The organism is Holospora elegans E1 (assembly GCF_000648275.1).
Lineage (GTDB): Bacteria > Pseudomonadota > Alphaproteobacteria > Holosporales > Holosporaceae > Holospora > Holospora undulata_A.
This window is the reverse complement of record NZ_BAUP01000124.1, coordinates 1-13302: the sequence shown is the minus strand read 5'-3', so window position 1 is coordinate 13302 and position 13302 is coordinate 1. Positions and strand designations below refer to the sequence as shown.

Genomic DNA, 13302 nt, shown 5'->3' with positions numbered 1-13302 from the left:
TTGTTCACTTGGTTTTACTTGTCGTTTTGCTTAATTGAGGACGGGCCTTAGTAAGCAATCTTTTTCATCTTTGCTGCAAAGGCGAGATTCTTTTTCTGCAACGTTAATCCAGGCTTCTTCTTTTTCTTGAATTTTTTCTAAACACTCACAAAGCGTTTGACTCATGACAGAAAGCTGCTCTATTTGAGATGCGTTAAGTGGAAGAGGAGAGTTCCTTTGAAAATGCACCAACTGCTCTTCTAATCTCCTTTTTTGATCTAAAAGCTCTTCAATTTCCTGTAATCCATTTTCCAGTAAAAATTTTTCTCGATAAGATAATTTTTCTTTTTTCAAAGAAGATCGCGCCGAAGCTTCAACACTAGAAGACTTTTCAGCACAAGGTTTTGACGATTTTTCTGGAATCTTAAAAAATGCATGGCGTTCTGACTCTGCTTGAAGATATTCACTAAAACTTCCAACAAACTCTCTAACCTTTCCTTGAGATTCAAAAACTAAAACGCTTGAAACCACATCATCCAGAAAATCCCGATCATGAGATACAATAATAATAGTTCCCGCATACTGCAATAAAAAATCTTTTAAAAAATCCAAAGTCTCAATATCAAGATCATTGGTAGGTTCATCTAAGATTAACAAATCAGGACTTTGAGATAATAGCTTTGCCAAACGCAAACGATTTCTTTCCCCCCCCGAAAGCATTTGAACAAGACAGTGAGCTTGTTCTGGAGAAAATAAAAACTCTTTTAAATACGCAACCACATGACGCTGCTTTCCCTGAACGTCTACATAGTCTGACCCTTGAGAACACAAAAAACGTTTGACCGAAAAAGAAAGCTCTTCTATAGGCTGATTTTGCTTAAACATGCTCCAATGAAGCGTAGAAGCAGTTTTTAATATTCCTTCGCTAGGCGTTATTTCTTTGGTAAGAACACGAATTAATGTACTCTTTCCACATCCATTTGGCCCTATAATTCCTATACGGTCACCTTTCAGCAAGCGAAAATTGAGCTCCTTGAACAACCCCCTGCCCTCTGGTAACGTATACCCCAAATTCCAGCCTTCCATTAATTGTCGTGTAAGGCCTACATCATCTTGGCGAGACGGTACCATTTTTTGCTGATTTTTACTGAAATTTGCTTTTTGCGCGCGCAGCTCTTTAAGACGGGATAAGCGCCCCTCATTTCGTCGTCGTCGCGCAGTCACACCACGAGCCAACCAGCGCAATTCTTGAGCTAATTTTACATCTAAACGAGACTGAATACGAATTTGTTCTTGCAAAAAAGTTTCCTGCCACGTTTCAAACCCCTCAAATCCCACGGGGGCTGACCTTAGTTTTCCTTGATGAAGCCACAACGTCCGTTGCGTAACGTTTTTTAAAAACTTTCGATCATGAGCAACAATAATAAATGCCTGCTTGGATTTTAAAATCCACGATTCTAGCCACTCAATACCCACGATATCTAAATGATTGGTGGGCTCATCCAATATAATTAAATCTGACGGAATTAACAAAGTTCTTGCAATATATGCTCGCCTTAATTCCCCTCCTGACAGCTGAGAAAGCTTTTGTTTAGGATCTAAGTTTAAAGTTAATAAAAGTTCCTCTGCCTGAAACGCCAAGTGAGGCGCTTTCAAGACTTCGTGCAAAAAGGTTTCTACGGAACATTCCGGAACATTTTTATGATTTTGACACAGATATGCAATAGACAATCCAGGTTTTGGGATATAAACCCCTTCCTCAATATCAAGTTCTTGAGCAAGAACTCTTAAAAGAGTGGACTTTCCACACCCATTGCGCCCTACTAGAGCAATTTTTTCTCCAGCATAAATGTGCACAGTTTCTTTAGACAGTATAACCTTCTTATGAACATGTAACGCAGCATCTTTAAGAGTTAAAATATTCATACAATATTTCCTTTTCTTTTATTCAAGACTACGGCTTTACACTCTTTCAACTGAATGCATCCAAAAAAAAACTTCAACATATCTTTCCTATTTTACACAACAATACTTACAATTTTATGAGGAATAATAATGACACGGTGCATTTCTTTTCCGTTTAACACTGCTTGAAACTTTGGAACTTTTAAAACTTTTTTTAGTATTTCCGCTTCATCTTCATGAATAGAAACTTCAATCGTTCCCTTTGATTTTCCATTAATTTGAACAGCCAACGTAACCACTTCATCTTGAAGCAAGGCTTCTTCATAAGATGGCCATTTGACAGAATGGATAAACACACCAGGGTTTATATGGTTATACAGCTCTTGAGCTAAATGAGGCATAACAGGAGCCATCATAGAAATAAAAGCTAAAACCGCTTCTTTTAAGGCCCAGGAAGAAGAATCATCATCTTTTTGAAAATCATTTTGAAAATCTTGAATTGCATTCCCTAACTCTCGCAACAACGTAATATACTTATTCAGATGATACCCTTTGATGGCACGTTCAATAAAACAAATGCTGCGGTGTGTGGTTCTTCTTAAGTTTTTAGCAATCAAAGAAAAATTTTTAGGCTTTTTTAGATGATCATGAAAAGAAATTTTATTCTGAGTTTCCGAAAAAACATTCCAGAATCGGTGAACACATCTCCAACATCCTTCAATCCCCTCAATACTCCATTCCAAATCTTTTTCTGGGGGGGTGTCTGAAAGCATAAAAAGCCGCAAAGTATCTGCTCCGTAAGTCTTTATCATATGATCTACACTTACTACATTGCTCTTAGATTTGCTCATTTTTTCGCTGCGCCCCACCGTTACTGGGCTTCTATCACTAGAGCGACAATAAGAGCCATCTTCCTGTTTTTCTATCTCTTCAGGGTAAAGATAGCTTCCATCTTGGGCTGTGTACGTTTTATGACACACCATCCCTTGAGTAAATAGTCTTTGAAAAGGTTCTTCAATATCCCAATATCCACAAGCTTTTAAAGCTCTTGAAAAAAACCGCGCATACAAAAGGTGTAAAATTGCATGCTCTACTCCGCCAATATAGTGATCAACTGGCATCCATGTCTCGATGGATTCTTTAGAAAAGGGTTCTTGAGTATTATGTGCATCGCAAAATCTTGCAAAATACCAAGATGATTCTACAAAGGTATCAAATGTATCTGTTTCTCTTTGTGCTTGCGCTTGACAAGAAGGACAAAGAACGTGCTTCCACGTTGGGTGTGCAGCAAGAGGATTCCCCTTTCCTTCAAACATCACATCTTCTGGTAAAATCACGGGTAAATCTTTTAGTGGAACAGGAACTATTCCACAAGAAGGACAATGAATAACAGGAATAGGCACGCCCCAATATCTTTGCCTGCTGACACACCAATCTTTTAATCGATACACCGTTTGAGGATGTCCAAAACTTTGCTTACTTAACGCTCTTAACATGGAATGATGCGCTTCGGAAACTGTCATCCCATTCAAAAATTCTGAATCCACCATGCGCCCATCACTTTGAAAAGGAACCGTTTGCGCTTCAAATGGACGAATCACAGAAGTTACCGAAAGTCCGTAGCGTCTAGAGAACTCAAAATCCCGCGCATCATGGGCAGGACATCCAAAAATCGCACCAGTTCCGTAATGTCCTTGAACATAGTTTGTAATGTAAATTGGAATCCGATTTTGCCCTAAAAAGGGATGCTTTCCATAATATCCAGAAAAAACTCCCTCTTTTTCTTCAGTTTCTGCTGTGCGAGTAGAGGTATCTTTACAATTTTGCTTTTTTAAAAATTCTGCGATTTTTGGATTTTCTTTTTCCCAAAGTACCGCTAGAGGATGCTGAATAGAAAGAGCAAAAAATGTTGCACCAAACAATAATTCAGGGGTAGTGGTGAATGTCGTAAACGTTAAGGGAGTATCCCAGACACCAAACTGGATACACGCACCTTGCGATTTTCCAATCCATTGTTCTTGCATGCGCTTTACGTGCTCAGGCCATTGGGTGAGCTGCTGCAATCCTTCCAATAACTCTTCTGCAAAATCAGTAATCTTGAAAAACCACTGATCAAGAAGGCGCTTTTCTACTAATGCTCCAGAACGCCACCCTCTTCCTTGAATAACCTGTTCATTGGCCAGAACGGAATGATCTACCGGGTCCCAATTAACCTCTGCCTGCTTGCGATAAGCGATTCCCTGTTCATAAAATTTAAGAAACATTTTTTGTTCATGAACATAGTAAGATGGATCGCAAGAAAAAAGCTCTCTAGACCACTGCAATGATAGCCCCAACGCTTGAAGTTGTTGACGCATATTTTCTGCGTTACGATATGTCCAGTCTTTTGGATCTACTTTTTGCTTTAAAGCAGCGGTTTCTGCAGGAAGCCCACAAGCATCCCACCCCATGGGATGCAACACGCTGTACCCTTTTTGCTGAAAAAAACGTGCAATAACGTCTCCTAATGCGTAATTTCTTACATGACCTACATGTAACTGCCCAGAAGGATAAGGAAACATTTCTAAAACGTACATTTTTTTAGAATGATCGCAAGGTTCAAAGGCATTACTTTCTTGCCAAATTTTTTGCCATTTTTTCTCACAAGATAATGGAGAATAATTGTGGTGATTCATACGGACACTCCTTCTTTAAAGATTATTTATTTTGAACAGCGTAATCGCGAGCATGCAGTAAAATACTGCGCTTAATTTTCTGCTCTAATTCTAACGAAGTTGGAATAATGATCCATTGCTCCTGTTTTAAAACTTGATGGAGAACAGTAACAGATAATGCCTCCACACGAATTTCTTGGCAAGGAATAATACAAACTTTCACTTGAAGACGATGATTGGGAAGATCTTTTGGAATATACCAATGCGTTTGTAAAAATCCACGCTCTGGATCGAAAATTTCCAAAGGAATTCGCGCCAATGCTTTTAAGGCACCATACCACAAAGCAAAAGCTTTTTTAAAGGGTTCTGACTTTTTTTCTGCTAGCTCTAAGGGGCTGGGGAACAAAGGTTTCATGTTGTCATAAGTTTTTAACTGTCGTTCGGTAGGAAGGCCAACTTTTTCTGAACTTCTTAATTCCTGACACCCTAAAAACAAAAAAAAAGCAGTTGATACGACGATGCTAAAGACTATTTTCAAAAACTGACCTTCTAAAGTTCTCCAAGTTTCTATCTCAAAAATCAAAAACCGCATATTAATACACATAAAAAAATCAATACTACATTAGCAATCTTTTCTGGCAAGATCAAGAGAAATTTCATAAATAAAAATAGAGCCAATTTTTGTAGTTTTCTTTCATTAATTTCATCTTACTAGGCGCCTTGTATAAAACGACATCACCAAAACTCCAGGCTCTAAACTACTTTTTGCAAGCTATTCTTCATTTAAAGCGTCAATGAAAAACGATACCAAAACAAAAAAGTATTAAAAGAACCCCAAGGATACTTGACTTTATTCGCTTGTTTTTAAAAATACCCCACCCCATACTAACCCCCTACTCTTATTTTGCCCCTAAAATATGAAGATGAAAATGCGGCACTTCTTGATGACCATAATTTCCTTGATTCGTTATAGCACGAAACCCGTTTTTTTCAAGTCCAAGAAGCTCCACAACCTCAACTATTCCTTTTTGAAAGGATAAAATTTCTTCAGTAGAGGCGTTCTTATAAAACTCCAAAGCATTTAGGTATTCCCCTTTAGGTATCAACAAAACATGCACAGGAGCTTTAGGAGAAACGTCTTTAAAACATAAGGTGTAGGAATCTTCCCAAACTTTTTGGCAAGGGATAATCCCTTGAACGATCTTAAGAAAAACATTCAATTCAGACATAAACATACAGTTACTGAAAGATCTATTCATTGTAGTTAATTCTTTTAACAAACACAATACCGTAAAAATAAATTAACTATTACAAAAAACGCGTAAATATAAACTAAAAAAACGCTAAACAAATATCGTTATTCTTTCCTTAACAACCAAAAAGAGCCTCCCCCTGCCCTTTTTGAAGTGCTGAATGCTGATTTTTTAAAAATAAACTTTACAAGAACGCATCTTCTTCCATACTTCCATGACAATGCTTGTACCGTCTTCCAGATTGACATGGGCACGGAGAATTTCTAGAAACAGAAGAATAGTCAGGAGCTTGATCTTTCGTATTACCAATATCTAGATCTGGCTTTTCATCATCTTGCTCTACTTTTTTTCTTGTTTCTTTAGGGCTTATTTCTTCAGGAGAGTGTTCAAAATAAAAATTATCTAAATCTTTTTCCTCTGCTCCTTCTATCAGTTCATCTTTTTCATCCATATCATCATCGTACATACTGTTCCATTTTTCCAAAAGCTTTGATGGATCTATATTGTAAAACTGAGTCAAAGATCTTTCTTGCCATTCCAGAATCATATGTTTAAATAATGTAAAAGACTCTTTTTTATACTCATTTAAAGGATCTTTTTGGCCATAAGAACGTAAGTGAATCCCTTCTCTTAAATGGGACATGACGTTTAAGTGTTTCGTCCACTCTTGATCTAAAGTCTGCAGCAAAATGTTTTGCACCATATACTGAACCAACTCTGTATCTAATATTTCTGTCTGCTTCTGGTAGGCATGTTCAATGCACGACAGAATTCTTTCTTCCAAAATATCTGGAGATAAGACTTCTTGTTCTATCCACTGCTGAATATCCACCTCTATTTGAAATACTCGCTTTATGCTTTCTTTCAAAGTTGATATTTCCCAAAAATCAGGTAACTTTTTAGGATCTGTATAGTAAGAAATAAAATTGTGAACTAACGCTTCTTGTGTATCTTGAAATACCTCTAGCGCTTTTTCTCTTAACAAATCATTTCTTGTTTCATAAATAACTTTTCTGTGTTCGTTTAGTACTTGAGCATACCTTAACAATTGTTTGCGTCGTTCAAAATGCTGTGCTTCCACCCTTCCTTGAGCTTTTTCTATATTACGTGTCAGCCACGGATGTGTAACAGGAACGCTGTCATCTTGGTTGTCTTTCAAGAAAGACCGCTTGACAAACTCAATATTAGACCCAAACACCCGCATTAAGTCATCTTCAAGACTAATAAAAAATTTAGAAGTTCCTGGATCTCCTTGCCGTCCAGAGCGTCCTCTTAACTGATTGTCGATACGACGACTTTCATGACGCTCAGTTCCTACGATATATAATCCCCCTGCCTGAATAGCTATTTCTTTTCGTTCTTGAACTTTTTCTCTAACTTCTTGCTCTATACGATGAATTACTTCCTGATCTTCTATATTTTTTAAAAGAAGTGCAAGCTCACTTCCTATTGCTCCCCCCAATTGAATATCTGTTCCGCGTCCTGCCATATTGGTTGCAATGGTCACTGCTCCCGGAAGCCCTGCTCTTTCAATAATTGCCGCTTCCTGTTCGTGATGACGGGCGTTTAAAACATGATGAGGAATGCCTGCTTGTTTAAAAGCATTTGAAAAAATCTCACTTTTTTCAATACTAGAAGTTCCCACCAAAACAGGTTGCTGACGTTGACGACATTCATTCACGAGTTGAACCACTGCTTTTATCTTTCCTGAAAAAGTTGCAAAAATTTCATCATCCAAATCGTTTCGGCGTACTGAACGATGCGTAGGAATGCACACCACAGGCAAACTATACGTTTCTTGAAATTCCGCAGATTCAGTCATTGCAGTTCCTGTCATTCCTGCAAGCTTCTTATACATCAAAAAATAATTTTGGAAGGTAATAGAAGCCAAAGTTTGATTCTCAGGTTCGATTTCTACGCCCTCTTTTGCCTCTAGCGCTTGGTGCAACCCATCTGAATACCTGCTTCCTTTTTTCATACGTCCAGTAAATTCATCGATAATAATTACTTCTTCATTATGCACAATGTAGTCTATGTTTTTTTCAAACATGAATCGAGCTTTAAGCGCCTGATTTAAATGATGAACGAGCATCGTGTTCTTGGCATCAAATAATGTTGCTTCTTGAACAATATTAGATTCCTGTATCAAGTGTTCAACGGTTTTCCATCCTTGTTCTGTAAAAGAAATATTTTTTTGTTTTTCGTCTTTTTCGTAATGTTCGGGTAAAAGTTTTGCTACCACTTGATCAATAACTTGATATAATTGCGAGGAATCTTCTGAAGGTCCTGAAATAATTAAAGGAGTCCTCGCTTCGTCGATAAGAATACTATCAACCTCGTCGATAATAGCAAAGTGATGCCCACGCTGCACTTGATCTTCTAAGCGAGTTTTCATGTTATCTCGTAAAAAATCAAAACCGAACTCATTGTTAGTGCCGTAAGTAATATCGCATCGATACGCCTGGGGTTTTTCATAAGAAGGCATATCGCTTGTCACACACCCAACAGACAACCCTAAAAAACTATACAAAGGACGCAATGTAGAAGCATCACGGTTGGCTAAATAATCGTTAACTGTAACAATGTGAACTCCTTCTTCTGTAAGAGCATTTAAATAAACAGGAGCAGTGGAAGCCAAAGTTTTTCCCTCTCCCGTTTTCATTTCCGCAATCATTCCCTTGTGAAGAGCTGCCCCCCCCAAAAGCTGGACATCAAAATGACGCATTCCCAAAGTTCTTACTGAAGCTTCACGAACAACCGCAAATGCCTCACAAAGAAGACTATCCAAGGATGCCCCTTCTTGAAGACGATTTTTAAATTCTTTAGTCTTTTGCTGAAGCGCCTCATTACTAAGCGCCTTCATTTGAGCTTCTAGAGCGTTAATATCAGCAACAATTTTATGTAAACTTTGAAGAATTTTTAAACTTCTATGATTTTTTTTAAAAAAATTTATAAATTGTTGATGTAAGGTTTTCCACATTCTCTTAATCCTCTACTTTCTCAAAAGACTACTTTGCCGCACACATGTTCATTATTATGCCATACATATGCTTTAAAAACCAATGCGATGCCTTAAAAAACTTAACATCTGAACTGCTCCTTTTCTATTTTTTACAGAGCACTTTTTAATTAAGGTACGTTTTTTCCAACGCTAAGAAAAATTTTCCGCAGAAATTCCAAGACGCTTTAACAAATTTAGATCTTTTTCCGGTTTAGGATTGGCAGCGGTTAAGAGCGTTTCCCCATAAAATATAGAGTTAACTCCCGCCATAAAACACAACGCTTGAAGTTCGTCAGACATGTTTTCACGACCAGCTGAAAGGCGGATATAAGACCTGGGCATTAAACATCGTGCCACTGCAACAATACGAACAAAATCAAATCCATCCACGGCCTGACGGTCTGCAAGCGGAGTCCCTGGGATAGGAATCAATTGATTTATAGGAACAGATTCTGGAGGTGGAGCTAAATTAGCCAAGAGAACAAGCATTCTTAATCGATCCTCATTACTTTCTCCCATTCCAATAATTCCCCCGCAGCATACTTTAATTCCAACCTTTCGCACAACTTCTAACGTATTTAATCGATCTTGGAAGGTCCGAGTTGTGATAACCTTATCGTAAAACTCTATGGACGTATCGATATTATGATTGTAAAAATCTAATCCGGCTTGTTTTAATTGTAAGGCTTGATCCTCCTTTAGCATTCCCAAAGTAACACAGGTTTCCATTCCTTGCTTTTTTACTGCACGAACCATTTCACACACTCGATCAAGATCTTGAGTTTTTGGTTCACGCCAAGCAGCTCCCATACAAAAGCGCGTTGCCCCTGCCTCTTTTGCACGCCTTGCAGCCACCACTACTTTTTCAAGATCCATCAGTGGAGATGCCTTAACCCCCGTCCTATAGCGCGCAGATTGGGGACAATAGGCACAATTTTCTGAACATCCCCCTGTTTTGATGCTTAAAAGCGTGCTAATCTGCACAGTGCTAGAAGAAAAATTTTTTCTATGAAGCTGTTGTGCTTCGTATAAAAGTTCCAAAAAAGGCTTAAAGAAAAGCCCTTGCGCTTGTTCTAATGTAAAGCAGGACAAAGAAGATTTTTCACAAGAACCTTTGCAGGCAGAAAATGTACACTCCATATCAAGACTACATTCACACACTAAATAACACGCTGAAGTATCGCAAATTACCGATTTTTCGTCAAGAAAAATTTTCTTCTGTTTTAGACTTTTCCAATAATGATTATTTAGGATTAAGCCAACACCCGAAAATTTTAAAAGAAGCCATCAACGCAATACAGATCTATGGGATGGGGGCAAAATCCTCTAGAATTTCTTCTATATACCATCCTTTTTGCGATCAACTTGAAACACAAATCGCTTTAGATAAAAAAACAGAAGCGGCATTGTTTTTTTCTTCAGGATTTCAAGCTAATTTCAGTGTTTTATCAGCAATTTTAGATCGTGGAATATTAGGGGGCTGCCCAGTTGTGTTTTCTGATCGATTAAATCATGCCAGTATTTATCAAGCTTTACTATTCAGTCAGTGTGAATGGGTGCGATATCGTCATCTAGACACAAAACATCTTCAATGTTTATTAGAAAAATATGCCAAAGACTCTAGACCTAAATTTATAGTAACAGAAACAGTTTTTGGAATGGATGGAGACACAGCCCCCCTAAAAGACATCCATGCACTAGCGTTAAAATACAAGACTTTTGTATATTTAGACGAAGCTCACGCAACAGGACTTTTTGGTATTAACGGATATGGATGTTCTACCTTGCAAGATTGGAGCCAAGTTCCTCACATCATTATGGGCACATTCAGCAAAGCTTTGGGGGGAAGTGGCGCATACATTGCGTGCAGCAAGATACTAAAAGAATATTTGATTAACAAGGCTCAAGGATTTATTTACTCTACAGCCCCCTCTCCTTGCGTTGTGGCAGCGGCACTTCGAGCGTGGAACTTGATCAAAACAATGAACAAAGAGCGCCTTCACCTGAAATCTCTTGGTGAAAGTTTTAGAAAAATGCTAACCGAACAAGGAGAAGATATTGGATCAAGTACAACGCACATTATTCCCATCATCTTGAAAAACGAAGAAAGCGTTATGGAAATTCAACATTACCTTGGCTTTAAACATATTTATGTTTCTGGAATTCGCCCCCCTACAGTCCCCCCAAATCAAGCACGTTTGCGTATTGGATTGAAAGCCCTTCATACCCAAGAAGATCTTCTTCGGTTCATGCAGGAATGGAAAAAATTAAGGGAAAATCGTATTTATTAATCATTAACTGTTCAGTCCCAACACCATATATTGGATTGTGATCAAACTCTTTAAGAAAGATATCAAAGGGAGTTTGATATCTCAATGAGTTAAGTTTACGTCGATGATTAATAATATAAAACAAAAGTTATCAAATTCTTTTTAAGTTTTTCCAATTACTGATAATATATGTTTTTGTTGTATATTGTTTGATCATTCTGTTTGTACCCTCCACCTGTCCATTGGTCCAAGGATGTCTAAATTGTGTAAGCCTATGCTCAAGTTTTATAAGCTTTACACGTTGCATCAAAAGGATGGGGGGGGGGGACAAAGATGCTCAGCTAGAAGCGCATAGGTAAATTGAGCACCATTATCAGTCCGGATTTTATAACCTGTATTAATGATTCAGCTAACCATTCTTAATGGGATCATGGAATGGGCTATCATACTCATGTTTTCAGCAGTCGCTATAGAAATTTCATAATTTTTAGATACCCTTCGAAAATGATTTAGCCATGCGTTCTTTCGACAATCCAACGCTTTGGCAAGTATAGCCTATCTTTGAGATATATACTCTGAGATTGCTATACACTCTGAGATTGCTATAGTTTTATTCAATTAGTTTTCACTAATTCCTTCATGGATTTTCTATATCCAGCATCTGCACACACTCCCTTTAATGTATGATGATTTTTGCACCGCTTCCTTAAAAACTCTGCACCCAGCACCTGTGTCATGCGTATTGGCCTTATGAACCGTGATATGAAGCAGATTGTCTTGCGTATCAACAACACTATGCCGTTTACGTATTTTTTCCCCCATCTATACCTATTTTTTCTGAGGCACCTGTGGGGTTAACACTTTGTGAATGATGCTATAGCTGGGATTCTTGCTCCTTTCATACTTAATTCGGCGTATCTTAACAAGTTCATGCATTACTTTTTCCCATACCCCCTTAATCCTACATCGTCTATAAACGAATGTACCGTCGAATATGGTGGAAAATCTTTTGGTAGAATGCGCCATTGACAACCGCTTTTGATTATATAAAATATCTCATTACTTTTTTTTGTTGTATTTGCTTTTATTTCCGTAATTGCCGTTATCAAAATGATGATTTTTCACATCTTGCTCTCTCTTTTAAATCGTTTGGATAATTCTTCTTCTACACCTTCAAGCCTTTATTTTATTCATGAATACAGGTTCTTTTAGTAATTTTAAATGTACAATTCTTAATAATATTTCTTAAAAACATTGTAGATACACTCATGCTGAATGAAATTGTTTACAAGTTTAATAATGTTTCTTATACAAAGATTTCTGAAAGAAGGAGATCGTGTTGCGTTACGAACCGACGCGTAGAAGATAGGATTAAGGCAATTTTGTTATCAGAGTGGAGCGTCAAATTGCTAGAGGCTCTTCTGATTGACGATCGTAGAGGAGAAGGAAGATCAAAGGTTAATGGTGTCAAGCTGGGGCTCTGTAAGCAAGCTGAATTTTTCACAAACAGCAAAACTTATCGCACATTTGGAAAGCCACTACGTGCGTATGTGAAAGTAAGTGATATGTTCTTTAGGTATTGCGTAGACGATTCAAAGCAAGACGTTGCACGCCTATAACTTTTCATTTAAAAATCCAGAAACACAGCCCGCAAAGGCAGCCAAGCAGGAAGCGTTTATTCAACGGTGATGACAATACTGCCGAACTATCCTGTTTGGTGATGCCCCCCACCATGGCAACGAAAATCACCTGTCAGGCCCCCCATTGCTACGACGGCCTACGTGAACCTGATGGGAGGGATGCGCCTTACGATGGTGTCCTTAACCCCCTTGAAGAGGTTTTTTGATTAGCTAAAGACGCTTATTCAAAGGTGCCTAAATTCCGGATTAAGGACCTTATAACACAAACAAATACACCAAAAAGCAGAAAAAGAAAGGGGGGATTGAGATGCGTTATTTGCCCTCTCTAGCCCCCATAAGTGTTAAAAGTGGTTGAGATAGATATTATGAGTATATGTATTGATATATGGTTAGAGAGACTAGGAAAACTTTACGATGTCAATAGATATAATAATAAAATCACCGAAGAATTACTATTCAAAGGTTTGCTGAGATTAATACTCCTTGGCAAGAAAACTCGTTTAAGAATGTTAGAAAAGCTAATCAACCAAGGGTTTGGATCAATGCAAAGTGGCATTGAAGCGACATATAGTGGCATTTCAAAGCGGTTAAAAGTAATCA

The 13302-nt window shown here is 37.9% G+C and carries 11 protein-coding genes; 3 read left to right on the top strand and 8 right to left on the bottom strand.

The features are described 5' to 3' along the window. Window positions 1-30: 30 nt before the first annotated feature. From HE1_RS04955 to bioB, 6 genes are all read right to left on the bottom strand, one after another. Window positions 31-1905 (bottom strand): ABC-F family ATP-binding cassette domain-containing protein, encoded by a 1875-nt coding sequence (locus HE1_RS04955; RefSeq protein ID WP_006303657.1) that lies wholly within the window; start codon window positions 1903-1905, stop codon window positions 31-33. Between the two features lie 92 nt (window positions 1906-1997). Next, a complete protein-coding gene (gene leuS / locus HE1_RS04950) occupies window positions 1998-4559 on the bottom strand; it encodes a leucine--tRNA ligase (protein WP_006303656.1) in 2562 nt (853 codons plus the stop codon). Window positions 4560-4581: 22 nt separating this feature from the next. Then, complete coding sequence (locus HE1_RS04945) at window positions 4582-5076, bottom strand: DUF3576 domain-containing protein (RefSeq protein ID WP_162531280.1); 495 nt, start codon at window positions 5074-5076, stop codon at window positions 4582-4584. A gap of 361 nt (window positions 5077-5437) precedes the next feature. Then, window positions 5438-5773, bottom strand: a complete 336-nt coding sequence (locus HE1_RS04940) for an HIT domain-containing protein (protein ID WP_023492124.1) — start codon at window positions 5771-5773, stop codon at window positions 5438-5440. Window positions 5774-5975: 202 nt separating this feature from the next. Then, complete coding sequence (gene secA / locus HE1_RS04935) at window positions 5976-8771, bottom strand: preprotein translocase subunit SecA (RefSeq protein WP_006303653.1); 2796 nt, start codon at window positions 8769-8771, stop codon at window positions 5976-5978. Between the two features lie 171 nt (window positions 8772-8942). Further along, entirely contained in the window at window positions 8943-9932 is a 990-nt protein-coding gene (gene bioB / locus HE1_RS04930) for a biotin synthase BioB (protein WP_166354055.1), read from the bottom strand. Here bioB and HE1_RS04925 point away from each other — a divergent pair. Next, complete coding sequence (locus HE1_RS04925; RefSeq protein WP_035545385.1) at window positions 9920-11083, top strand: aminotransferase class I/II-fold pyridoxal phosphate-dependent enzyme; 1164 nt, start codon at window positions 9920-9922, stop codon at window positions 11081-11083. The genes bioB and HE1_RS04925 overlap by 13 nt on opposite strands. 627 nt (window positions 11084-11710) lie before the next feature. Here the strand turns inward: HE1_RS04925 and HE1_RS08325 are convergent. Together HE1_RS08325 and HE1_RS10460 are read right to left on the bottom strand one after the other, a co-directional pair. After that, on the bottom strand, window positions 11711-11884 hold the full coding sequence (locus HE1_RS08325; RefSeq protein ID WP_006298925.1) for a hypothetical protein: 174 nt from the start codon (window positions 11882-11884) through the stop codon (window positions 11711-11713). Between the two features lie 113 nt (window positions 11885-11997). Continuing rightward, window positions 11998-12171 carry a transposase gene (locus HE1_RS10460; protein ID WP_206537249.1) on the bottom strand — a complete coding sequence of 58 codons (174 nt, stop codon included), beginning with the start codon at window positions 12169-12171 and terminating at the stop codon, window positions 11998-12000. A 159-nt stretch (window positions 12172-12330) separates the two neighbouring features. Between HE1_RS10460 and HE1_RS04910 the strand changes: the two genes are divergently transcribed. Both HE1_RS04910 and HE1_RS04905 read left to right on the top strand, forming a co-directional pair. Continuing rightward, complete coding sequence (locus HE1_RS04910) at window positions 12331-12681, top strand: hypothetical protein (RefSeq protein ID WP_035545384.1); 351 nt, start codon at window positions 12331-12333, stop codon at window positions 12679-12681. 368 nt (window positions 12682-13049) lie between these two features. After that, window positions 13050-13302 (top strand): hypothetical protein (locus tag HE1_RS04905; protein ID WP_035545382.1); only part of this gene is annotated, 253 nt, incomplete at its 3' end.